We start from the raw sequence: 21960 nt of genomic DNA on the forward strand, positions 1-21960 counted from the left end.
CATGAGCATCGTCGTTTTCGACCCCGACAGCACCGAGGATGTCGACTTCAAGGACCGCATGCGCCATCCGGCGGCGGCCGACCCGGCCGGCGGCATGTGGCTGTCGGACACCGAGCCGTCCTTCATCGATGCCGATGCCCTGCGCAAAGGCCGGCTCAACAAACTGCGCGGCTGGATGCGCGAGGCCGGCTATGGCGGCGTCGTTTTGTTCGACCCCTACAACCAGCGCTACGCCACCGGCTCGCGCAACATGTTCGGCTATTTCCTGCGCAATTCGACCCGCTACTTCTTCATCCCGGCCGAAGGGCCGATCGTGCTGTTCGAATACCCGCAGAGCTACCATGTCTCGATGGTGCTCGACACGATCGACGAGGCGCGTCCTTCCAAGCTCGTCTGGTCGTCCGTGTCGGGCCGCGACGACGAGACCGCCGGGCCCTTCGCCGACGAGATCGCCGAACTCTTGAGAAAGCACGGCGGCGGCTCGATGAAGCTCGGGCTCGACCGCTGCAGCCATCTGCAGGCCCTGGCGCTGGAAAAGCGCGGCTGCGAGGTTCGCGATTGCCAGGGCGAGATTCTCGCCGTGCGCGCGGTGAAGACGCCCGAGGAGGTCAAATGCCTGCAGGTGTCGATGGCCGGCGCCGAGGCCGCCGTCTATGCGGTGCGCGAGGCGATCAAGCCCGGCGTTTCCGAGAACGAGCTGTTCGCCATCATGTATGGCGAGGTCATACGCCAGGGCGGCGAGTTCATCGAGACGCGGCTCTTGACCTCAGGCCAGCGCACCAATCCGTGGTTCAATGAAGCCAGCGGCCGCAAGATCAGGCCCGGCGAATTGCTGGCGCTCGATACCGACACGATCGGCTGTTACGGTTATTATTCGGATTTTTCGCGCACCTTCCGCTGCGGGCCGGGCAGACCGACGCCTTATCAGAAATCGCTCTACCGCATGGCGCACGATCAGGTTCAGCACAATATTTCGATCGTGAAGCCCGGCATGGCGTTCCGCGAGATCGCCGAGAAGGCGTGGAAAATTCCAGACCGCTTCGTCGACCAGCGCTACACCTCGGTCATGCACGGCGTCGGCATGCATGGCGAGACACCATTCATCGCGCATGCCATGGATTACGAGACCTATGGCCGCGACGGCCATATCGTGCCAGGCATGGTGGTGAGCGTGGAAAGCTATATTGGCGAGAAGGGCGGCCGCGAGGGCGTCAAGCTGGAGGACGAAATCCTGATCACCGAGACCGGCACCGAGCTTCTGTCGCGCTTTCCCTATGAGGATGAGTTTCTGGAGACGCAGGTTTGATGCCTTCTGCCCACCTCGCTGACGTGACCTTCGCGGCCGACGGGGCCTCCTATCGCTTCGTCATCCTAGGGCGAAGCAAGGAGCGCAGCGACGCGGCGCAGACCCTAGGATCCGCTCCGCTGCATCCTTCGACAAACATCACGGCATGGATTCCAGGGTCTTCGCGACGCCGCTTCGCGGCTGCTGCGCCCTGGAATGACGAAGTCGCGGGGCCTTTTCGGACAATCGTCCAAGCCTGCGCCAGCAGAGAAACAGCGTCAGCCGGAAAACCCTCCGCATGAAAGCCCCCATTTCCATCCGCCCCGACACGGTGGCCGCTGTGTTCATCGACCTGCAGGAAGAGCACCGGCGGGACAAGCGCTACCTCGTCGAGGGCTATGAAAAGATCCTCGCCAATGTCCAGCGCCTGCAGGCGGCGGCGCGTCAAAACCATGTGCCGCTTCATCACTGGGCCTATATCGTCGATCTCGACAGCCAGGACCGGCCCTTTCATCCGGTCGGCGAAGACGGCAAGTCGGCCTTTTCCGACAAGAGCGACCCGCTGACAGAAATCTGCCACGAAGTGGCGCCGGCGAATGGCGAGGCGCTGCTGATCAAGGCCGAGGCCAGCGCCTTCCGCTCCGGTCCGGCCGGCGACCGGCTCAAGGCTTCCGGCATCGAATGGCTCGTCATGGCTGGCGTGTGGACCGAGGCCTGTATCGACGCGTCGGTCAGGGATGCCGTGGCAAGGGGCTTTCGCGTGCTTTTGGTCAAGGATGCCTGCGGCAGCGGCAGCGCGGCCATGCACCAGACCGGCATCCTCAACCTTGCCAACCGGCTCTATGGCGGCGCGGTTGCCGACACCGACGGCGCCTGCCGGCTGCTGGCCGGCGAGCCGGTCACCGTCTGGCAGGTCGAAGGCTCGGTACCCCTGCGCTTCACTTTTGAAAACGCCGCCCGTCTCTATGCCGAGCTTTGACGTACCGCTCGGATTGAAATGACCAGCCGCGGCAAATACGGACCATGGCTCGACCCGGCGCTCTGGGCCTATATCGACAGCGTCAACGCCTGGTACCCGCCGGAGATTGCCGGCCTGTCGATCGACAAGCAGCGCGCGGTCTATGCCAGGATGTGCCGGGCCTTCCACCAGGGCCGACCGCCCGGGGTCAAGGCCACCGACAGCCTGGTCGCCGCTTCGAACCATGATGTTCCGGTTCGCCGTTACCGGCTCGCCGGCTCCACACCGCGTGCGACAGTGCTCTATTTCCACGGCGGCGGTTTCATCCTCGGCGGGCTCGAAAGCCATGACGACATCTGCGCCGAAATCTGCGCGGGCACCGGCTTCGACGTTGTGTCGGTCGATTACCGGCTGGCGCCCGAGCATCTCCACCCCGCCGCCTTCGACGACGCGCTGGTGGCTTTCGAATGGGCGGCGGCGACCAGCGAGCCGCCGCTCGTGCTCTGCGGTGAAAGTGCGGGCGGCAATCTGGCGGCGGCGGTGGCACAGGCCACGCGTCGCCATCCGCGCGCCGCGATCGGCCAGGTGCTGATCTATCCCGACCTCGGCGGCAACGAGGCGATCGGCTCCTACGTGGAACACGCCGATGCGCCGCTGCTGTCGACGAGCGACGCCGCCTTCTACCGCGACGTCCGCTCACCCAGGAAGCAATCGCCCGGCGATCCGACCTTCGCACCGCTGCGCGACCGCGACTTTTCCGACCTGCCGCCAACCGTGATCATCACGGCCGAATGCGATCCGCTGTCGTCGGACGGCGAAGTCTATCGCGACCATATCCTGGAGGCCGGCGGCAAGGCCCGGTGGCATGAGGAGCCCCGCCTCGTGCACAGTTTCCTGCGCGCCCGCACGACCGTGCCGGCCGCGGCGGAGGCTTTTGCGCGCATCATTGCGGCCGCTGCCGCGCTGGGCCGGGGGGAATGGCCCTACTGAGGCCGCTTCTCGGATGGCTTCATGACGACAGCGCCTGGGCTGCTTCCTGGGGGGAGGCTTTCAGCCACAGCGCCTTTTCGCCGAGCGTCGCGACCATGGCGGCGTGCGCCGCGCGCTCCGCTTCGGTCAGGCGGGGCAGCAGCGGCGCCGGACGCTCGGCAACGATGATCTCGATATGCCTGACATTGTTGCCGCCCTGGGCCGGCGCGGTGGCGCTGTCGAGGATCAATGCGGCCTGCTTGCCGCCGATCAGCTCGATATAGACTTCCGCCAGCAATTCGGAATCGAGCAGGGCGCCGTGCTTGGTGCGCTTGGTGTTGTCGATGCCGTAGCGCCGGCACAGCGCGTCGAGCGAATTGGGTCCCATCGGGTGCTTGCGGCGCGCCAGGGCCAGCGTGTCGACGACAAGCCCGTTATCGACAGGCGGGTGGCCAAGCCGCCCGAATTCGACATTGAGGAAGCCGATATCGAAGGTGGCGTTGTGGGCGACCAGCTTGGCGCCTTCCGTGAATTTCAGCCATTCCTCGGCAATTTCGGCGAAGCTCGGCTTGCCCGCGAGATCGGCCGCGCTGATGCCGTGCACGGACTGCGCCTCGGCATGGATCGCGCGGCCTTGCGGGTTGATATAATGATGGAAGGTCCTGCCGGTCGGAAAGCGATTGACCAGCTCGACGCCGCCAAGCTCGATGACGCGGTCGTCACGCGAATCGAGGCCGGTGGTTTCCGTATCGAAAATGATCTCACGCATCGAATCAGGTCGCTCCTGGGAGCAGAATCGCCAGACCGGAACAAAATGGCAATGGGCAATGCTGACGGCCTGCCGTCAGGAGCCCGACTTATCCCTTGATTTCGGCAACAATCGAAGCAACCGCCGCACGCGCGGCGGCCAGCCCCTCGCCGGTGTCGATGACGAAATCGGCCAGCCGGCGCTTTTCGGCATCCGGCACCTGCCTGGCCAGAATCGACGCCAGTTTTTCCTCGCTCATGCCGGGCCGCGCCAGCACGCGCTGGCGCTGGACTTCGGCCGGCGCCGTCACCACGACGACCTTGTCGACGCGGCCACGGCCGCCGGTTTCGAACAGCAGCGGGATGTCGAGGACCACGAGCGATTCGCCCGCTTCACGATGTCTGGCCAGGAAGGCATCGGCATCGGCACGGACCAGCGGGTGGATGATGGCTTCGAGTTTTTTCAGCGCCGCGGCATCGCCGAGCACGCGAGCGCCGAGTTTTGCGCGGTCGACGCTTCCGTGAACCGTGGTGCCGGGAAAGGCGGCCTCGACCAGCGGGGCCGCCTTGCCGGCATAGAGGCGGTGCACCGTCTCGTCGGAATCATGCACCGGCACCCCTGCCTCGGCGAACATCCTGGCCGTGGTCGACTTGCCCATGCCGATCGAGCCGGTGAGGCCGAGCACGATCATGATTTCGGCACCCGGGATTTGGGTACCAGATCGGCAACGATGAGTGCGCGCAGTTCAGCCGTCACCTTCGGCCTGACGCCGAACCAGCGTTCGAAGCCGGGCACCGCCTGGTTGAGCAGCATGCCGAGCCCGTCGACCGTCTTCAGCCCCCGTGCCCGCGCAGCGGCGAGCAGTGGGGTCTCGAGCGGCACATAGACGATGTCGTTGACCACGGCGTAGGCGGGCAGATCCCTGGGGTCGGCGGCCAGATCCCCGTTGCCCTGCATGCCCAGCGCCGTGGTGTTGACCAGCAGGCCGGCGTCGCGCAGCAATTCGCCGGTCGCCGCCAGGGGATGCGCGGACACCCCGGCGCCAAAGCGATCGCGCAATTCGATTGCCCGGGCGAGCGTGCGATTGACGATGCGGATATCACCGAGGCCGCGCGCCTTCAGCGCATGGATGACAGCACGGGCGGCGCCCCCGGCACCCAGCACCACGGCCGGGCCGTTGGCCGCCCAGCCCGGAGCGTGGTCGTCGAGATTGGCGGCAAAGCCATGGCCGTCGGTGTTGCCGCCCCACAAAGTGCCGTCCTCGAACCAGAGCGTGTTGACGGCGCCGATCTCGTCGGCCGCATGGTCGCGGCGTGCGGCCCCGGCAAAAGCCGCCTCCTTGTGCGGGATGGTGACGTTGCCGCCGCGATAACCGTTCGCCTGCAGCGTCGCCAGGAATTCGGCGAAGTTTTCGGGCGCGACATCGATCGCCTGATAACTGCCGTCAATGCCATGCTTGGCCAGCCAGTGACCGTGGATCATCGGCGAGCGCGAATGTTTTATGGGGTGGCCGGTGACGAAGGCCTTTTTCGAGGTTTCAGCCATCGATGGCTCCCAGTGCGCGCAGCTCCGCCAGCAACGGCAGCAGCGGCAGGCCGACAATGGTAAAATGGTCGCCTTCGATTTTTTCGAACAGCTGGATGCCTTCGCCCTCGACCTGGTAGGCGCCGACACTCGACAATGCCTTGACGCCGACCCGTGCCAGATGCCGGCCGATGAAGGCGGGGTCGAGCTTGCGCATGGTCATCGAGGCGATGCCGACATGGCGCCACAGCGCCTTGCCGTCGCGCACCAGAACGGCGGCGCTGTTGAGCTGATGGGTCTTGCCCGACAACGCCAGGAGATGGCGGCGCGCGCCCTCCATGTCCGCCGGCTTGTGGAAGACCTCGTCGCCGAGCGACAAAGTCTGGTCGCAGCCAAGCACCAGTGCCCCAGGCCGGCGCTCGCTGACTTCGGTGGCCTTGGCTTCGGCGAGCACCAGGGCGACGTCCTCGGGCGAGGCGCCGCTGTCCTGCAACGGCGCTTCCAGCGCCCGCTCGTCCAGCGTCGCGGGAACCGCCTCGATGTCGACACCGGCATCGACCAGCATCGCCTTGCGGAACGGGCTGCCTGAAGCGAGGATGATTTTTTCTGTCATTTTGCACTCGGGCGCAGACACAGGCGCGGTTGGAGTGTGAGCTGCTTTACTTTGTAAAGTTAGCGCCGCCCCTCATTGTCCTGCCGGACATTTCTCCCCGTATAGAGACGGGGAGAAAGGGCAGCTTCAACGCGGGCCCTCTTTCGGCCACGCTGGTGATTGGCGAAGCCATCGATGACAGGCCCCCTCTCCCCGTCTCTATACGGGGAGAGGATGCCGGCAGGCAGGTGAGGGGCGGCGCTAACCTTCCGCGGCAAGCCTCGGAAAACCTCTTGGCTGATCTATCGCGTCTTCCCCCGCAGGGCAACGATCGCCGCCGCCGTTTCCTCGATCGAGCGGCGGCTTACGTCGATCATCGGCCAGCCGTGGCGGGTGCAGATCTGGCGGGCGTAGGCGAGTTCCTCGTTGATGGCGGCGCGGTCGACATACTCGGTCGGCACATAGGTGCTCGAATTGCCGAGGATACGGTTCTGGCGCACATGCGAGATGCGCTCGGCGGTGGCGATCAGCCCCACGACCAGCGGCGCCCTGGCGCTGACCAGGCTTTCTGGCACCGGCACGCCGAGCACGATCGGGATGTTGGCGGTCTTGATGCCGCGGTTGGCGAGATAGATGCTGGTCGGCGTCTTCGAGGTGCGTGAAATGCCGATCAGCACGACATCGGCGTCATCCATGTTTGCCGGCAGCTGGCCGTCATCATGGTCCATGGTGAAGTTGAGCGCATCGATGCGCCGGAAATATTCGGCGTCGAGCACATGCTGGGCGCCGACGCGGCGGCCGGCCGGCGTCCCGAGATAGGACTGGAAGACCGTCAGCACTGGCTCCAGCACGGACACACAGGGCAGGCCCATGGCCGCGCAGCGTTCGTCGATGCCGCGTGCCAGCTTCTGGTCGACCACCGTGTAGAGGATGATGCCCGGCTCCTCCTCTATGTCCTCGAACACCTTGGCTATCTGCTTTTCGGTGCGGATGAGCGGGTAGATGTGCTCGATGGCGCGTGCATCCTTGTATTGCGCTGAAGCCGCGCGGCCGGCGGCGAGCAGGGTTTCGCCCGTGGCATCGGAAATCAGATGCAGGTGAAAGAAGCTCTGGGGTTTGTTCACAAGGATCACCTGGGGCTGTGGGCGGATGTGGATAAGATCGGACGGGCCGACGGGCCGGCCGAAGGCGACTGTATCAGATGCCGGTTTGTCCACAATTCGATGCGCTGTCAGCTTCTCCTGGCGGCTGGGGACAAGTCCGTGGACGAAGCATTTTGCCTTTTGCTCGTCCACAGGGCAGGTCTCCAGGGCATCAGACCTAGCGCATTGACTCCAGTGGCGGATTCCTGATTGTCCCCAGAACCCTGCCAGCCGCGATCGGGAGTGCGCGACAATATGCTTGCTGGCGTTTTGGCGGCCAAAGCGGGACAGGTGACAACCACCACAACCAACAGACTCTTAGAATCAGAAGACTCTTTTAAAATAAGATATTTGATTAAGAGGAAGCCGGGAGAAGCGAGCGCTCGATGCCTGCAAGACGGATCATGCTGGATGTGCTGAAAGGCGAGGCGGTGTTTCCTCCTCCGCTATGGATGATGCGACAGGCCGGGCGCTATCTGCCGGAATACCGTGAGACGCGAAGACGGGCCGGCTCGTTCCTTGATCTCTGCTACGATCCCGAGCTTGCCGTGGAAGTGACGCTGCAGCCGATCGAGCGCTTTGGCTTCGACGCTTCGATCGTGTTTTCGGACATCCTTGTCGTTCCCCATGCGCTTGGCCGCGACGTGCGCTTCGAGGAAGGGCGTGGGCCGCTCCTGACGCCGATTTCGGCGGCCGAGATTCCGGCGCTGGGAAGCGATGTGTTTCACGTGAATCTCGAACCGGTCTACGAGACGCTTCGCCGGCTGCGGGCGAAATTGCCCGACGAAACGACGCTGATCGGCTTTTGCGGCGCCCCGTGGACGGTGGCGACCTATATGATTGCCGGCCATGGCACCCCGGACCAGGCGCCGGCGCGGCTGTTCGCCTACCGCGAGCCGGCGGCGTTTCGGCAGCTGCTGAAAGTGCTCGCCGACCATTCGGCGTCCTATCTGATCCGGCAGATCGAGGCCGGGGCGGATGTCGTGCAGATTTTCGATTCCTGGTCGGGGGTGCTCGACGATGCCTCGTTCGAACGCTTCTGCGTCGAGCCGGTGGCCGAGATCGTCAGGCAGGTTCGGGCGGTCCATCCCGAGGTGCCGATCATCGGTTTTCCCAAGGGCGCCGGCGCCCGCTACCAGAGCTATCGCGAGAAGACCGGCGTGACGGGGCTGGGCATCGACTGGACGGTGCCGCTGGAGGCCGCGAAGGCGTTGCAGCGGCAAGGCGCCGTCCAGGGCAATCTCGATCCCTTGCGACTGGTCGTCGGCGGGCAAGCGTTGGCCGATGGCGTCGAGGCGATCCTCCAGGTGCTGGGGAATGGGCCGCTGATCTTCAATCTCGGCCACGGCATCACGCCGGAGACGCCGGTGGCGCATGTCGAGGCGATGGTGAAACAGGTTCGGAGCGCCGCACGCTGATGGCTGACAGAGATAACACCAACAGCACCGGCCAGGCGATGAAGCGCATGGTCGTTGGCATCGCTGTCCTGATCGTTCTCACCGCGCTTTTGTTTTCCTTCGCGCCCGAAAGCTTCTATCCCTGGGCAAAGGCGATCCATATCCTCGCCGTCATCTCCTGGATGGCCGGGATGCTTTATCTGCCGCGGCTGTTCGTCTATCACGTCGATGCGCAGAAGGGCTCCGTGCAGTCGGAGACTTTCAAGGTGATGGAGCGGCGCCTGCTGCGCGGCATCATCAATCCGGCGATGATCCTCACCTGGGTGTTCGGGCTGTGGCTGGCCTGGAAGATCTTTGCGTTCCAGGGCGGCTGGCTGCATGCCAAGATCGGCCTGGTGCTGATTTTGTCGGGCATTCACGGCTATCTGGCCGGCGCGGTGCGCAAATTCGCCGAGGACCGCAACGAAAGACCGGCAAGGCACTGGCGGATCGTCAATGAGATCCCCACATTGCTGATGATCGCAATCGTGATCCTGGTCGTCGTGAAGCCCTTCTGAGGCTTCATCGGACCCGCTCAAAAGGCGGCTTGCTCTTTCAGCCGACCGACGATACAAGACGGGTCTTCCTTCCCGTCATGCGCCGCCCGTCATTGCTTTCGGCCGCGCCCGGCATTTGTCGCATCCCGCCGATCTTTCCCCCAAAGCCTACCCAGAGTCCGTCTAATGCAAGAAATGAAACTCACCGAGTTCAAGAACAAGAAGCCGCCAGAGCTGATCGCTTATGCCGAATCGCTCGAGGTCGAGAACGCCAGCGTCATGCGCAAGCAGGAACTGATGTTCGCGATCCTGAAGAAGCTCGCCGCCCAGGACATCGAGATCATCGGTGACGGCGTGGTCGAGGTGCTGCAGGACGGTTTCGGCTTCCTGCGCTCCGCCAATGCCAACTATCTGCCAGGTCCCGACGACATCTACATCTCGCCGTCGCAGATCCGGCGCTTTTCGCTGAAGACCGGCGATACGGTCGAAGGGCCTATCCGCAGCCCGAAGGAGGGCGAGCGCTATTTCGCGCTGCTCAAGGTCAACACGATCAATTTCGACGATCCCGAAAAGATCCGCCACAAGATCCACTTCGACAATCTGACGCCGCTCTACCCGACCTCGCGGCTGAAGATGGAGGTCGACAATCCGCCCGGCAAGGACATCTCGCCTCGCGTCATCGACCTGGTGGCGCCGATCGGCAAGGGCCAGCGCGCGCTGATCAACGCACAGCCGCGCACCGGCAAGACGGTGCTGTTGCAGAACATCGCGCACTCGATCACCGCCAATCATCCGGAATGCTACCTGATCGTGCTGCTGATCGACGAGCGGCCCGAGGAAGTCACCGATATGCAGCGTTCGGTCAAAGGCGAAGTCATCTCCTCGACCTTCGACGAGCCGGCGGTGCGCCACGTCCAGGTCGCCGAAATGGTCATCGAGAAGGCCAAGCGGCTGGTCGAGCACGGCCGCGATGTGGTGATCCTTCTGGATTCGATCACTCGCCTGGGCCGCGCCTACAACACCGTCGTGCCGTCCTCCGGCAAGGTGCTGACCGGTGGTGTCGACGCCAATGCGCTGCAGCGCCCAAAGCGTTTCTTCGGCGCCGCGCGCAACATCGAGGAAGGCGGCTCGCTCACCATCATCGCCACCGCGCTGATAGACACCGGCAGCCGCATGGACGAAGTCATCTTCGAAGAGTTCAAGGGCACCGGCAACTGCGAAATCCAGCTCGACCGCAAGGTGGCGGACAAGCGCATCTATCCGGCCATCGACATCCTCAAATCCGGCACCCGCAAGGAAGACCTGCTGGTGTCGCGCCAGGACCTGCAGAAGATCTTCGTGCTGCGCCGCATCCTGGCGCCGATGGGAACCACCGACGCGATCGAGTTCCTGATCGACAAGCTGAAGCAGACCAAGACCAACGGCGATTTCTTCGATTCGATGAACACGTAATCGAGGCGCGGCAGAGCCTTATCTTCGTCATCCTCGGATCAAGCCCGAGGATGACGAATCACTTTCGCCGCAACAATCCTTCCAATTCGTCAGCATCCGCAACCACCGGCAGGCAGACCTGGCCGGTGCACAACCAGGCGCCGCGCCGGTTGGTCGGAGGCAGGATTCCGCCGGGGAGCAAGGGTCGATTCGCCGCCGTACCGATTGGCACCACGATATCGACGCGACGCGGATCTGGGTTTCGATTCGCCACCGGAATGAGCTTTGGATCCTCCAGCCCGTCCACGATGACCAGTTTCAGCGGCTCGAGGGCAAGCGCGCAGGCATTGACGATACCCGCCTGGCCATAGGCCTGGTGCGCCGCTCGGCCGGCAGCATGCTCGGCCGTTTTCCACGCCTTCTCCTGCAAGTCGAGGTTGCCGGTAATAGAAGCCAGCCGGACCTGCGCCTCGATAATCTGACTGGTGGCCGAGGGGATGGCCTCGTCGACATCGCCCCGGATGCGGATCGGCACGTCGGTGCTGTCCGAGGCGGTCAGATAGTAACCCGTGCCTTCCGCGTCGGCGTGCCAACGGTCGAGCTGTTCAAGGAACTGGCTGGCCTGCTCGACATAGCTCCAGTCCTCAGTGGCCTCGAACAGCGAGATCGCCGCGTTGGTCATGGCGGCATAGTCGCTCGACAGTGCGGGAAACAGTTTCCGGACACCAAGCATGGAATGCGGCAAGCGACCGTCGCGGCCGGCTTTGCCGATATGGGCAAAGGCCTTGGCCGCGGCCTCGATCCAATCCGGTCGCGCCAGCGAACGACCCGCCTCGGCGAGGGCGGCGATCATCAGGCCGTTCCAGTCGGTAAGGGTCTTTGCGTCCAGGCCCGGCCTGACGCGTTGTTCCCGGACAGTGAGAAGCCTTGTCTTGAGCGGGACAAGCCGCTCCCGGTCGGAAACACCAAACGCCTGCTGGGAGAGGGTCTGATGGAGCACCGGCTTGCCTTCCCATCCGGGCGGGCTGGAAAGGCTGAAGTACTTGAAAAACAAGGTTGAATCGTCTCCAAGAACAGATTCGATCTCCCCCCTGCTCCAGGTGTAGAACAGGCCTTCCTCGCCATCGCTGTCGGCATCGAGGCTGGCGGCGAAGGCGCCGCCTTCGACACGCATTTCGCGCAGCAGCCAGTCGACCGTGTCCTCGATTCGGACCCGGAACAAATCATTGCCGGTCGCCGCGAGGGCCCAGTTGCAGAAGCGGATGAGCTGCGCATTGTCGTAGAGCATCTTCTCGAAATGCGGCACCAGCCATTCGGCGTCCGTCGAGTAGCGGCTGAGCCCGCCGCCGATGTGATCGTAGATGCCGCCGCTCAGCATATGTTCGAGGCTGACGAGGACGTCGTCGCGATGCGCGGCATTGCCGTCGCGCAGCCAGGACAACCACAGCGTCTGCATGAACGGCGCGTTCGGGAATTTCGGCGCGCCGGCGAGCCCGCCGCGGTCGCGGTCGATCATGCCACTGACGCGGCCGGCAAGGTCGGACAGCATATCGCGATCGACAAGTGCCTTGGAATGCGTGGCCGAGAGCCGCGCCTCGACATGCGAGGTCAGGCCGTCGGCGCTCTGGTGCAGGCTTGCCCGTTTCTCGCGCCATGCCTTGTCGACCGCTTCCATCACCTGGATGAACCCCGGACGGCCATAGCGCGGCTCGCGCGGGAAATAGGTGCCGCCCCAGAACGGCTTGCCGTCGGGGGTCAGGAACATGGTCAGCGGCCAGCCGCCTTGCTCGCCCATCGAGGACAGGGCCGCCATATAGATCTGGTCAATGTCGGGTCGCTCCTCGCGGTCCACCTTGATATTGACGAACAGACGGTTCATGACGGCGGCGACGTCGTCGTTCTCGAAGCTTTCATGGGCCATGACATGGCACCAATGGCAGGCGGCGTATCCGACGGAGAGCAGGATAGGCCTGTCCAGGGCTTTTGCCTCCCCGAGCGACGCCGGCGACCATCCCCGCCAATGTACGGGGTTGCCGCTGTGCTGCTGCAGATAGGGGCTGGCCTCGTCGGCAAGCAGGTTTTGCGCGGGCAATGTCACAATGGCCAACTTTCAGGAGCAATCCGGGGCGGTGATGAAGCGAAAGCTAGGGCGGTTCGGTAGAGCGGGCAAATGATTTCAGGCGATTCGATCGTGGCGCTGTCGAGCGGCCGGCTTCCGGCCGGAGTCGCGGTGCTGCGCATATCCGGCCCGCGGACTCGATTCGTAATCGAAACGATCGTTGGCGGCATGGTTAAGGCGCGGGCTGCGGTCCTGCGCAGGTTCAGGGCTCCAGATGGAACCGTGCTCGATAACGGCCTGGTTCTGTTCTTTCCCGGTCCGGCGAGCTTCACCGGCGAGGATGTCGCCGAGTTCCATGTTCATGGCGGGCGCGCCGTGGTGGCCAGGATGCTGGAAGCGATCGCTGGTTTCGAGGGCGTCAGGCATGCGGAGCCGGGAGAATTCACGCGCCGTGCCTTCTTCAACGGCAAGGTCGATCTGGTCGAGACGGAGGCGCTGGCGGACCTCGTCAATGCTGAAACCGAGGCGCAGCGGCGTTTTGCCATCCAGAACGCCGGGGGCGCGCAGAGCGCGCTCTACCTCGGCTGGCGTCGGCGCCTGATCCATGCGCGGGCCATGATCGAGGCCGAGATCGACTTCGCCGATGAAGACGATGTACCGGGTTCCGTTTCGGCTACGGTTTGGTCCGACGTGAGGTCGATGATCTCGGAGATCGACCGCCACATCGCCGGCTTCCATGCCGCCGAGATCATTCGCGACGGCTTCGAAGTCGTCATTCTCGGCGCGCCCAATGCCGGCAAGTCCAGCCTGTTCAATGCCTTGGCGCGGCGCGATGCTGCTATTGTAACGGATGAACCCGGCACCACCCGAGATTTGCTGGAGGTGGTGCTGGATCTCCGGGGCTTGCGTGTCCGACTGACCGACACGGCCGGGTTGCGGGAAGCGCCTGGCAAAATCGAGGCGATCGGCATCGAGAAGGCAAGAGCCAAGGCGGATCGCGCCGATCTGCTGCTGCTGCTTGAGGACACCGCGGACCCCAAGGACGCCGGCCCGCTGCCGATCTCGACGCCGGCGTTGCGCGTCGGCACCAAGCTCGACCTGCTCGATAAGGGAGCGACCCAGGATGCAGCTGGGCGCTACGAGTTTGGTATATCGGTGGTCGACGGGACGGGTGTGGATAGAGTGCTGGCGGAGATCGGTCGCCGCGCTGCCGAGGCGGCCGGCGTTAGCGGCGATGTGCTGCCGTCACGGCTACGCCATGTCGAGTTGCTCGACGCGGCGAACCGGCATCTGCACCGCGCCGCAGATGAACGCATGCCCCAGGAATTGCGCGCCGAAGAGCTGCGCCTGGCAGCGGATCGCCTGGGACGGATAGTGGGTGCGGTGGACGTCGAAGATTTGCTCGACGTGATCTTTTCCCAGTTCTGCATTGGAAAATGACTCACGTGAAACATAATGGCTGCCGAAGCTCGTGCTGACTCACGTGAAACAATCAAGCGGTGATTCACGTGAAACGCCGATAGAAGCGGGGTTTCGCTGTTTCACGTGAAACGCCTGCGCGGAAGTTTTCTTGACAGTCCCGCCTCGCGGGGACATGTGTCACTCATCTTCTTCGAGTCCGGGACCTCTATGGAATGACCGATCACTATGATGTGGTTGTGGTGGGCGGCGGCCATGCGGGTTGTGAAGCGGCCAGCGCCGCCGCGCGCGCCGGCGCCAGCACTGCATTGGTGACGCTGCGTTTCGACACGATCGGCGTAATGTCGTGCAACCCTGCCATCGGCGGGCTCGGCAAGGGGCACCTGGTGCGCGAGATCGACGCCATGGACGGGCTGATGGGCCGTGTGGCTGACACAGCCGGCATTCAGTTCCGCCTGCTCAACCGCCGCAAGGGTCCGGCGGTGCGCGGCCCGCGGACGCAGGCCGACAGAAAACTCTATCGCCTTGCCATGCAGGAAGCGATTCGGCAGCAGAACGGTCTTGAGATCGTCGAGGGCGAAGTTCTCGATTTTGAGATCTCCGATGGAAAGATTGCGGCGGTTCTCCTGGCTGACGGCCGCCGGCTTGCCTGCGCCGCCGTGGTGCTGACGACGGGAACCTTCCTGCGCGGGCTCATTCACATTGGTGAAAAGAAGATCGTCGCGGGCCGCATGAACGAGAAGGCCAGCATGGGCCTGTCGGCGACGATGGACCGCGCCGGCTTCAAGCTCGGGCGGCTCAAGACCGGCACGCCGCCGCGACTGGACGGACGAACCATCGATTGGGCGTCGCTGGAAAGCCAGACGGCGGATGAGAATCCCGTACCGTTCTCGCTGATGACCGACCGCATCGTGACGCCGCAGATCGATTGCGGCATCACCCGCACGACCACAGCCACACATGAGCTGATCCGCGCCAATCTTGGCCGCTCGGCCATGTATTCCGGCTCAATCGAAGGGGTTGGGCCGCGCTATTGTCCGTCGATCGAGGACAAGATCGTCAAGTTCGGCGACCGGGACGGGCACCAGATCTTCCTCGAGCCGGAGGGGCTCGACGACCACACCGTCTATCCCAACGGCATTTCGACCTCGCTGCCGGAAGACGTTCAGCTCGAGATATTGAAGACTATTCCCGGTTTGGAGCATGCGGCCATGCTGCAGCCTGGCTATGCCATCGAATATGATCATGTCGATCCGCGCGAACTGCATCCCACACTTGAAACCAGGCGCGTTGCCGGGCTTTTTCTGGCCGGGCAGATCAACGGCACGACCGGTTATGAAGAGGCCGCCGGCCAGGGCCTGCTCGCCGGCCTCAATGCGGCGCGGCGGGCGGCGGGCGGAGCACCGATCGTGCTCAGCCGCACCCAGGCCTATATCGGTGTGATGGTCGACGATTTGACCAGTCGCGGCATCAGCGAACCTTATCGGATGTTCACCTCACGGGCCGAGTTCCGGCTCTCGCTGCGCGCCGACAATGCCGATGAGCGGCTGACGCCGCTGGCGCAGACACTGGGGATCGCCTCGGCGGAGCGGATGCAGCGTTATGGCGATGTCATGCAGCGGCTGGATGAAGCGCGCCAGATGGCGCTTTCGCTGGCCATGACGCCGAACGAGGCGGCACGGCACGGTTTGGAGATCAATCGCGACGGCGTACGCCGGTCCGGCTTTGAATTGCTGGCCTATCCCGGGGTCGATGTGGCTTGGCTGGCTGGGGTTGAACCGAAATTTCACGATATCGATGCCAGGACTGCGGAGCGTCTCGAAACGGAAGCGAAATATTCGGTTTATCTGGATCGCCAGAGCACCGACGTCGCGCAGATCCGGCGTGAAGAGAGCCGGCTGATTCCGGACACCGTAGATTTTGCCGGCGTGCCCGGCCTGTCCAATGAGCTGAAGCAGAAGATGCAGGCGCGGCGGCCGCGCTCCATCGCGGAGGCGCAGCGCATGGAAGGCATGACGCCGGCGGCGTTGGCGATCATCGTCGCGCATGTCCGCCATTGGGAATCGGTGCAGAAAGCCGAGCAGAGGGATGTGGCGTGAGTTCCTTCTCTCGCGAGCGCCTGCAGGAGGCCGCCGGCCCCGTTTCACGTGAAACATTCGATCGCCTGGTGGCGTTCGAAGCGATGTTCCAGAAATGGAACCGCAGCATCAATCTCGTGGCGCAGTCGACCTCGGGCGATGTCTGGCAGCGCCACATCCTGGACAGCGCGCAACTTGCTGGGATAGAGCCCGATGCCATGCATTGGGTCGACATCGGTTCTGGTGGCGGATTTCCCGGGCTTGTCATGGCCTTTCTGCTCGGCGACCGCCCGGGCGCCAGCATCGATCTGGTCGAAAGCAACCGCAAGAAAGCTTCGTTCCTGCAGACCGTCGTCGGGCAGTTCAGCCTGCCGGCGCGGGTCGTGGCGCGCCGCATCGAGGACAGCCATGTGCTTGTTTCGAAGCCGGAAATCGTCACCGCACGGGCGCTGGCACCGCTTTCGGTGCTGCTGGACCTGTCGGCCCCATGGCTGGCCTCGGGCGCGCGGGCGCTGTTCCACAAAGGCCGGGATTATCGTGCCGAAGTGCAAGAAAGCGTTAACCGGTGGACCTTCGATCTGGTAGAACATCCAAGCGTGACCGACGCCAGCGGCGTCATCCTCGAATTGTCCAATGTGCGACCTGCCTGACCGAGACGGGTCTGAGTGTTCGGCGACCCAAAGATGAATTTCTGGCATAGACCCATGATGAAGAACGGCCCTCGAATCATCACCGTAGCCAACCAGAAGGGCGGCGTCGGCAAGACCACCACCGCCATCAATTTGGCCACAGCGCTGGCGGCAATCGGCGAGAAAGTGCTGATCGTCGACCTCGACCCGCAAGGCAATGCCAGCACCGGTCTCGGCATCGACCGCAAGGACCGGACGGTCTCGTCCTATGACGTGCTGACGGGCGAACTGGATCTGGAAGCCGCCGCCATTCCGACCGCGGTGCCCGGCCTTTCCATCGTGCCTTCGACGCTGGACCTGCTCGGCATCGAGATGGAGATCGCCTCGGCACCGGACCGGGTGCTGAAGCTGCGTAATGCGCTGCGCGCCGCGACCGAGCGTGGGGCGCCCTTCGGCTATGTGCTGATCGATTGCCCGCCCTCACTCAATCTTTTGACCTTGAATTCAATGGCGGCGGCCGATTCCGTTCTCGTGCCGCTGCAATGCGAGTTCTTCGCGCTGGAGGGTCTCAGCCAGCTGCTCGAAACCGTCGAGCAGGTGCGTCGCTCGATCAATCCGGACCTCACCATCCAGGGCATCGTGCTGACCATGTATGACGGTCGCAACAATCTCGCCAACCAGGTGGTGCAGGACGTGCGCGAGCATATGGGCGACAAGGTTTATGAGACGATCATTCCGCGCAATGTCCGGGTGTCCGAAGCCCCGTCCTATGGCAAGCCGGCCATTCTCTATGATCTGAAATGCTCCGGCAGCCAGGCCTATCTGCAATTGGCCTCCGAAGTGATCCGCCGCGAGCGTAAATTGCGCGCTGCTTGATTAGAACCGATGCACACTTAACAGCCGATTCTATACCGAAACGATCTGAAATAGACGTGGAATAAAGATGAGCGAAGATCTCTCGAGGAAAAGACTGGGTCGCGGGCTGGCAGCACTGATCGGCGAGATCGATCGCCCGGCGGCCCCGGAAAAGCCCGGCATGAGCGCCGACGGCAAGGTGCCGATCGAGTTCATCAGCGCCAATCCGAAAAATCCGCGCCGGCATTTCGGCGATGCCGAACTGACCGACCTTGCCCAGTCGATCCGCGAACACGGCGTGGTGCAGCCGGTCGTGGCGCGGCCTTCGCCGACGCAGGCCGGCCGCTACGAGATCATTGCCGGCGAGAGGCGCTGGCGGGCGGCGCAGCGCGCCGGGCTGACCGAGATCCCGGTCATCATCCGCGACGTCAACGATCGCACCGCGCTGGAACTGGCGATCATCGAGAACGTCCAGCGCGCCGACCTCAATCCGGTCGAAGAAGCACAGGGTTACCAGCAGCTCATCGACGACCATGGCTACACCCAGGCCGATCTTGGCCAGGTCATAGGCAAGAGCCGCAGCCATGTCGCCAACACGTTGAGATTGTTGAAGCTTCCCGACGTGATCCGCGACATGCTGGTCGACGGCGCGCTGTCGGCGGGCCACGCCCGCACGCTGGTGACGGCGGAGGATCCGGCGGGCCTCGCCAAGCGCATCGTCGAGGAGGGACTTTCCGTGCGCCAGGCCGAAGCGCTGGCGCAGATGCCGGCCGGCGCCAGTTCCAACGGCACCAAGCCAGCCGCGCCTGCCGCCGAAAAGGACGCCGACACGCTGGCGCTGGAAAAGCTGCTCACCGACACGACCGGCATGATCGTCACCGTCGACCACAAGGGCAAGGGCGGGGTGCTGCGGGTCGCCTATCGCAGCCTGGAACAGCTCGACGAGCTGTGCAGGCGGCTGAAGCAGGATTAACGCTTAGCCGGCAAATTATGCGGTACAGCGTTACTCCCGGCGGTCGGCGCCGCCCCTCATCCCCCTGCCGGGACCTTCTCCCCGTATAGAGACGGGGAGAAGAGGCTGGGTGTGCGACGCCGGCGCCTTTCTGCGACGCTTGCGATTGACGAAAGCAGCGACAGGAGCGTTCCCTCGCCCCGTTCACGGGAGAGGATGCCGGCAGGCAGGTGAGGGGCAGCGCCGGCGGAAATCAGCTGGCACGGAGGGTCCGGATCCCACAAGGGGGGAGATTGGCCAGTTCTCTACCGCTGTCCCAGCCTCGCGCTTTCAACCGCGATGCCGAGCAGCGCCTGCCTTGCGAGCGCGACGGACAGGTCGGGGCGCCGCCGCGTCTGCAGCACGGCCTGATGCAACCGGGTCAGCGCGCGGCCGAGCGCTTCGCTGTTCCAGCGCTCCAGGGTCTTCTCCACCAGCTTGCGCCTGGAGAAAAAGACCGGCGGGCGCGCGGCGGCAACGACGGAAGCGGCGTTGCGGCCGCCGGTCTCCATCTGGCCGCGCATGACCTGGATCTGCTGGAGCTGCCGCATCGCCGAGGACAGCACCTGGAAGGGCTGCCCGCCGCCCTGGCAGTGGCGCGTGAAAGCGGTGTCGAAGTCGCCGACCTTGCCTTCGAGCAGCGCGTCGACGGCATCGTCGTAAGAGGCGCCAGACACGTCGCCGGACATGGCTCTCACCTCTTCCAGCCCGATCTCCTTCTGGCCGTGGGCGTAGAGGACGAGTTTTTCGATCTCACCGCGCGAGGCCAGCCGGTCGCCACCGAGATTGCGGCGCAGCGCCTGCCGCGCCTCCAGCGTCATCGCCATGCCGGCCTTGCGCAGTTCGTCGTCGATGACGGTGTCGATGTCACGGGCCTCATCGGCGTAGCAAGGCAGCGCCATGGCATTGTCCGCGCCCTCGACCACGGCGCGCAGCCCGACGCCTTTCTTCAAATCGCCGGCTTCAATGAGAATGATGGCGTCCCGCACCGGCTCCGCCGTCAGCGCCTTGACGTCGTCGGCCAGTGCCTTCTGGCCGCTGGCATTGCGCACCCAGAGCAGCCGCCGGTCGGAAAACATCGGCACGGTGCGGGCCTCGTCGAGCAGGCGGCCCTCGTCGCGATCGACCTCCGAACCCTCGAGCCTGACCACCGAGAACGGGTCGTCGAGCGGCAGGCCGGTCTTTCCGGCAAAGGCCTTCGCCCGCTCGGAGACAAGGCCGCGATCGGGGCCATAAAGCAGGACGATCGAGATGCGCGGATCAGGCCGCGCCAGCCAACCGTCGACCTCGTATGCCTTCTTCTGTGCCATGGAGGGTGGTTAGCATGATGCGGGGATGGAGTGAACGTCTTCCGGTTCGGATCGCCAACCTTGGCCCATTCCTCTCCCTCCGGAGGGGGAGAGGTGGCGCCGCGTAGCGGTGACGGAGTGGGGGAAGGCATTCGCCAACGCGCAGCCGCGGCAAGACGGGCCACTTTGGCGGGCAAGAAAACTCAGGCAAATGGCAATCGGGCCGAAAGGTCGACCCCCACTCCGTCGAGCTTCGCTCGACACCTCTCCCCCGATCGACGGGGGAGAGGAGGGTGCGAGTTCGCCAACCCTGGCGCCCTTCCTCTCCCTCCGGAGGGGGGAGAGGTGGCCCGGCGAAGCCGGGACGGAGTGGGGGAAGCCGGTCCTCAAATCCGCCGGCACTGGCACTCATCACAGAGCCTCATCAGCGCGAGGCGTCGTCCCGGCTCGAGATAACGCCCGAGCCAGGTCGCCCCCCACTCCGTCGAGCTTCGCTCGCCACCTCTCCCCGATCGACGGAGGACAGGAAGGGCGCAAGGTTGGCGAAACCCCAATTTTCCCCTGCTCGCGGAGGCACAAAAGGGAGGCATGGAACCAAGTCTTGCCAGCCAATCACCTTATCTGGCGACAAACACGGCACAACCATGCGCCAAATTGCGCGCGGCCGCCCAACATCGACAAGAAATTTCGCGGACATATCTTCATCTTGAACGCGGGAGGCCGGATCGGCCGGCGCGGCCGGAACCGATACCCCCGACGCATTCGCACTGGCGGCGCGGATATGCAAATATCCCTGCCAGGCAACATTGGAGGACTCGAGGTCATGGCCGATGCTGGGATGTTGCGGTTTCACGTTCCGGAGCCGGAAGTGCGGCCGGGCGGGACGCCTGATTTCTCCAATGTGACCATCGCCGAGGCCGGCTCCGTGCCACGCCCCGACATCGACGTCGATCCGCGCACCATCCGCGACATGGCCTTTTCGATCATCCGGGTGCTGAACCGCAATGGCGAGGCCGTCGGTCCGTGGGCCGGGCTGCTGTCCAGCGAGGAATTGCTGGAAGGCCTGCGCAACATGATGACGCTGCGCACCTTCGATGCGCGCATGCAGATGGCGCAGCGCCAGGGCAAGACCTCCTTCTACATGCAGCATCTCGGCGAGGAAGCGGTGAGCTGCGCCTTCCGCAAGGCGCTCAGCCCCGGCGACATGAATTTCCCGACCTATCGCCAGGCCGGCCTGCTCATCGCCGACGGCTATCCGATGGTCACGATGATGAACCAGATCTATTCCAACGAGGCCGATCCGCTGAAGGGCCGTCAGCTGCCGATCATGTATTCGTCGAAGGAGCACGGCTTTTTCTCGATCTCGGGCAATCTGGCCACGCAGTACATCCAGGCGGTCGGCTGGGCGATGGCGTCGGCGATCTCCAACGATTCCAGGATCGCCGCGGCCTGGATCGGCGACGGCTCGACGGCGGAATCCGATTTCCATTCGGCGCTGGTGTTCGCCTCCACCTACAAGGCGCCGGTCGTGCTCAATGTCGTCAACAACCAGTGGGCAATCTCGACTTTTCAGGGCATCGCGCGCGGCGGCTCGGGCACATTCGCGGCCCGGGGGCTCGGCTTCGGCATCCCGTCGCTGCGCGTCGACGGCAATGACTATCTGGCCGTGCACGCGGTGGCCAAATGGGCGGCGACAAGGGCGCGGGACAACCTCGGGCCGACGCTGGTCGAATATGTCACCTACCGCGCCGGCGCCCATTCGAGCTCGGACGATCCCTCCGCCTACCGGCCGAAGACCGAGTCCGACGCCTGGCCGCTCGGCGACCCGGTCGTGCGGCTGAAGAACCATCTCATCAAGCTCGGTGTCTGGTCGGACGAACGGCATGCGCAGGCCGAGGCCGAAATCCTCGACACGGTGATCGCGGCGCAGAAGGAAGCGGAAAGCCACGGCACGCTGCATGCCGGCGGCAAGCCGTCGACGCGCGAGATGTTCGAAGGTGTGTTTGCCGAGATGCCGCCGCATCTCAGGCGCCAGCGCCAGCAGGCGGGAGTCTGAGC

Annotated in this window: 19 protein-coding genes; 12 read left to right on the plus strand and 7 right to left on the minus strand. The window is 64.3% G+C overall.

Annotated elements, in window-relative coordinates; genetic code table 11:
* Nucleotide 1 precedes the first annotated feature (1 nt).
* From FJ950_RS20280 to FJ950_RS20290, 3 genes are all read left to right on the plus strand, one after another.
* Complete coding sequence (locus FJ950_RS20280; protein ID WP_140618149.1) at nucleotides 2-1306, plus strand: Xaa-Pro peptidase family protein; 1305 nt, start codon at nucleotides 2-4, stop codon at nucleotides 1304-1306.
* A gap of 277 nt (nucleotides 1307-1583) precedes the next feature.
* Nucleotides 1584-2264 (plus strand): isochorismatase family protein, encoded by a 681-nt coding sequence (locus FJ950_RS20285; RefSeq protein ID WP_140618151.1) that lies wholly within the window; start codon nucleotides 1584-1586, stop codon nucleotides 2262-2264.
* Nucleotides 2265-2282: 18 nt separating this feature from the next.
* Nucleotides 2283-3233, plus strand: coding sequence for an alpha/beta hydrolase (locus FJ950_RS20290; RefSeq protein ID WP_140618153.1), 951 nt, complete (start codon nucleotides 2283-2285; stop codon nucleotides 3231-3233).
* A 19-nt stretch (nucleotides 3234-3252) separates the two neighbouring features.
* Here FJ950_RS20290 and dnaQ read toward each other — a convergent pair whose 3' ends face one another.
* From dnaQ to FJ950_RS20320, 5 genes are all read right to left on the minus strand, one after another.
* The gene (gene dnaQ / locus FJ950_RS20295; protein WP_015314803.1) at nucleotides 3253-3981 is read right to left on the minus strand and encodes a DNA polymerase III subunit epsilon; all 729 of its coding nucleotides are present in this window, start codon (nucleotides 3979-3981) and stop codon (nucleotides 3253-3255) included.
* Nucleotides 3982-4069: 88 nt separating this feature from the next.
* Nucleotides 4070-4651, minus strand: a complete 582-nt coding sequence (coaE, locus tag FJ950_RS20300) for a dephospho-CoA kinase (RefSeq protein WP_140618155.1) — start codon at nucleotides 4649-4651, stop codon at nucleotides 4070-4072.
* The gene (locus FJ950_RS20305; RefSeq protein WP_140618157.1) at nucleotides 4648-5505 is read right to left on the minus strand and encodes a shikimate dehydrogenase; all 858 of its coding nucleotides are present in this window, start codon (nucleotides 5503-5505) and stop codon (nucleotides 4648-4650) included. Before FJ950_RS20305 ends, coaE begins: the two co-directional genes overlap by 4 nt.
* Complete coding sequence (locus FJ950_RS20310) at nucleotides 5498-6097, minus strand: Maf-like protein (RefSeq protein ID WP_140618158.1); 600 nt, start codon at nucleotides 6095-6097, stop codon at nucleotides 5498-5500. The genes FJ950_RS20305 and FJ950_RS20310 overlap by 8 nt, the downstream gene beginning before the upstream one ends.
* A 281-nt stretch (nucleotides 6098-6378) precedes the next feature.
* A complete protein-coding gene (locus tag FJ950_RS20320) occupies nucleotides 6379-7200 on the minus strand; it encodes a pyruvate, water dikinase regulatory protein (protein ID WP_140618160.1) in 822 nt (273 codons plus the stop codon).
* Between the two features lie 404 nt (nucleotides 7201-7604).
* Here FJ950_RS20320 and hemE point away from each other — a divergent pair, with 404 nt between their 5' ends.
* From hemE to rho, 3 genes are all read left to right on the plus strand, one after another.
* Entirely contained in the window at nucleotides 7605-8636 is a 1032-nt protein-coding gene (gene hemE, locus FJ950_RS20325) for a uroporphyrinogen decarboxylase (RefSeq protein WP_140618162.1), read from the plus strand.
* On the plus strand, nucleotides 8636-9172 hold the full coding sequence (gene hemJ, locus FJ950_RS20330) for a protoporphyrinogen oxidase HemJ (RefSeq protein ID WP_140618163.1): 537 nt from the start codon (nucleotides 8636-8638) through the stop codon (nucleotides 9170-9172). Before hemE ends, hemJ begins: the two co-directional genes overlap by 1 nt.
* A 165-nt stretch (nucleotides 9173-9337) precedes the next feature.
* Nucleotides 9338-10603 (plus strand): transcription termination factor Rho, encoded by a 1266-nt coding sequence (gene rho / locus FJ950_RS20335; protein ID WP_015314810.1) that lies wholly within the window; start codon nucleotides 9338-9340, stop codon nucleotides 10601-10603.
* Nucleotides 10604-10661: 58 nt separating this feature from the next.
* On the opposite strand, the gene FJ950_RS20340 is transcribed toward rho, so the two are convergent.
* Nucleotides 10662-12680 carry a thioredoxin domain-containing protein gene (locus tag FJ950_RS20340; protein ID WP_140618422.1) on the minus strand — a complete coding sequence of 673 codons (2019 nt, stop codon included), beginning with the start codon at nucleotides 12678-12680 and terminating at the stop codon, nucleotides 10662-10664.
* A gap of 72 nt (nucleotides 12681-12752) precedes the next feature.
* Here FJ950_RS20340 and mnmE point away from each other — a divergent pair, with 72 nt between their 5' ends.
* From mnmE to FJ950_RS20365, 5 genes are all read left to right on the plus strand, one after another.
* Complete coding sequence (gene mnmE / locus FJ950_RS20345; protein WP_140618165.1) at nucleotides 12753-14081, plus strand: tRNA uridine-5-carboxymethylaminomethyl(34) synthesis GTPase MnmE; 1329 nt, start codon at nucleotides 12753-12755, stop codon at nucleotides 14079-14081.
* A 194-nt stretch (nucleotides 14082-14275) separates the two neighbouring features.
* Nucleotides 14276-16159, plus strand: a complete 1884-nt coding sequence (mnmG, locus tag FJ950_RS20350; protein WP_140618167.1) for a tRNA uridine-5-carboxymethylaminomethyl(34) synthesis enzyme MnmG — start codon at nucleotides 14276-14278, stop codon at nucleotides 16157-16159.
* Nucleotides 16156-16788, plus strand: a complete 633-nt coding sequence (gene rsmG / locus FJ950_RS20355; RefSeq protein ID WP_140618169.1) for a 16S rRNA (guanine(527)-N(7))-methyltransferase RsmG — start codon at nucleotides 16156-16158, stop codon at nucleotides 16786-16788. The genes mnmG and rsmG overlap by 4 nt, the downstream gene beginning before the upstream one ends.
* Before the next feature lie 54 nt (nucleotides 16789-16842).
* Entirely contained in the window at nucleotides 16843-17643 is an 801-nt protein-coding gene (locus tag FJ950_RS20360; RefSeq protein ID WP_031251964.1) for a ParA family protein, read from the plus strand.
* A gap of 67 nt (nucleotides 17644-17710) precedes the next feature.
* Nucleotides 17711-18595 carry a ParB/RepB/Spo0J family partition protein gene (locus FJ950_RS20365; RefSeq protein WP_140618171.1) on the plus strand — a complete coding sequence of 295 codons (885 nt, stop codon included), beginning with the start codon at nucleotides 17711-17713 and terminating at the stop codon, nucleotides 18593-18595.
* Between the two features lie 284 nt (nucleotides 18596-18879).
* Here the strand turns inward: FJ950_RS20365 and holA are convergent, their stop codons facing one another.
* Nucleotides 18880-19923 (minus strand): DNA polymerase III subunit delta, encoded by a 1044-nt coding sequence (holA, locus tag FJ950_RS20375; protein ID WP_140618173.1) that lies wholly within the window; start codon nucleotides 19921-19923, stop codon nucleotides 18880-18882.
* A gap of 802 nt (nucleotides 19924-20725) precedes the next feature.
* On the opposite strand from holA, the gene FJ950_RS20380 reads away from it, so the two are divergent.
* Nucleotides 20726-21958 (plus strand): 3-methyl-2-oxobutanoate dehydrogenase (2-methylpropanoyl-transferring) subunit alpha, encoded by a 1233-nt coding sequence (locus tag FJ950_RS20380; RefSeq protein ID WP_140618175.1) that lies wholly within the window; start codon nucleotides 20726-20728, stop codon nucleotides 21956-21958.
* The last annotated feature ends 2 nt before the right edge of the window (nucleotides 21959-21960 follow it).

The sequence above is a fragment of the Mesorhizobium sp. B2-3-14 genome (assembly GCF_006442175.1).
GTDB lineage: Bacteria > Pseudomonadota > Alphaproteobacteria > Rhizobiales > Rhizobiaceae > Mesorhizobium > Mesorhizobium australicum.

Excerpts from the sequence above, each read along its gene's own strand:
- mnmG (WP_140618167.1), top strand. The coding sequence starts at position 14,276 with ATGACCGATCACTATGATGTGGTTGTGGTGGGCGGCGGCCATGCGGGT.
- FJ950_RS20360 (WP_031251964.1), top strand. The coding sequence starts at position 16,843 with ATGATGAAGAACGGCCCTCGAATCATCACCGTAGCCAACCAGAAGGGC.
- FJ950_RS20305 (WP_140618157.1), bottom strand. The coding sequence starts at position 5,505 with ATGGCTGAAACCTCGAAAAAGGCCTTCGTCACCGGCCACCCCATAAAA.
- FJ950_RS20290 (WP_140618153.1), top strand. The coding sequence starts at position 2,283 with ATGACCAGCCGCGGCAAATACGGACCATGGCTCGACCCGGCGCTCTGG.
- hemE (WP_140618162.1), top strand. The coding sequence starts at position 7,605 with ATGCCTGCAAGACGGATCATGCTGGATGTGCTGAAAGGCGAGGCGGTG.
- FJ950_RS20310 (WP_140618158.1), bottom strand. The coding sequence starts at position 6,097 with ATGACAGAAAAAATCATCCTCGCTTCAGGCAGCCCGTTCCGCAAGGCG.
- dnaQ (WP_015314803.1), bottom strand. The coding sequence starts at position 3,981 with ATGCGTGAGATCATTTTCGATACGGAAACCACCGGCCTCGATTCGCGT.
- FJ950_RS20285 (WP_140618151.1), top strand. The coding sequence starts at position 1,584 with ATGAAAGCCCCCATTTCCATCCGCCCCGACACGGTGGCCGCTGTGTTC.
- rho (WP_015314810.1), top strand. The coding sequence starts at position 9,338 with ATGCAAGAAATGAAACTCACCGAGTTCAAGAACAAGAAGCCGCCAGAG.
- FJ950_RS20365 (WP_140618171.1), top strand. The coding sequence starts at position 17,711 with ATGAGCGAAGATCTCTCGAGGAAAAGACTGGGTCGCGGGCTGGCAGCA.
- mnmE (WP_140618165.1), top strand. The coding sequence starts at position 12,753 with ATGATTTCAGGCGATTCGATCGTGGCGCTGTCGAGCGGCCGGCTTCCG.
- holA (WP_140618173.1), bottom strand. The coding sequence starts at position 19,923 with ATGGCACAGAAGAAGGCATACGAGGTCGACGGTTGGCTGGCGCGGCCT.
- FJ950_RS20280 (WP_140618149.1), top strand. The coding sequence starts at position 2 with ATGAGCATCGTCGTTTTCGACCCCGACAGCACCGAGGATGTCGACTTC.
- FJ950_RS20380 (WP_140618175.1), top strand. The coding sequence starts at position 20,726 with ATGGCCGATGCTGGGATGTTGCGGTTTCACGTTCCGGAGCCGGAAGTG.
- hemJ (WP_140618163.1), top strand. The coding sequence starts at position 8,636 with ATGGCTGACAGAGATAACACCAACAGCACCGGCCAGGCGATGAAGCGC.
- coaE (WP_140618155.1), bottom strand. The coding sequence starts at position 4,651 with ATGATCGTGCTCGGCCTCACCGGCTCGATCGGCATGGGCAAGTCGACC.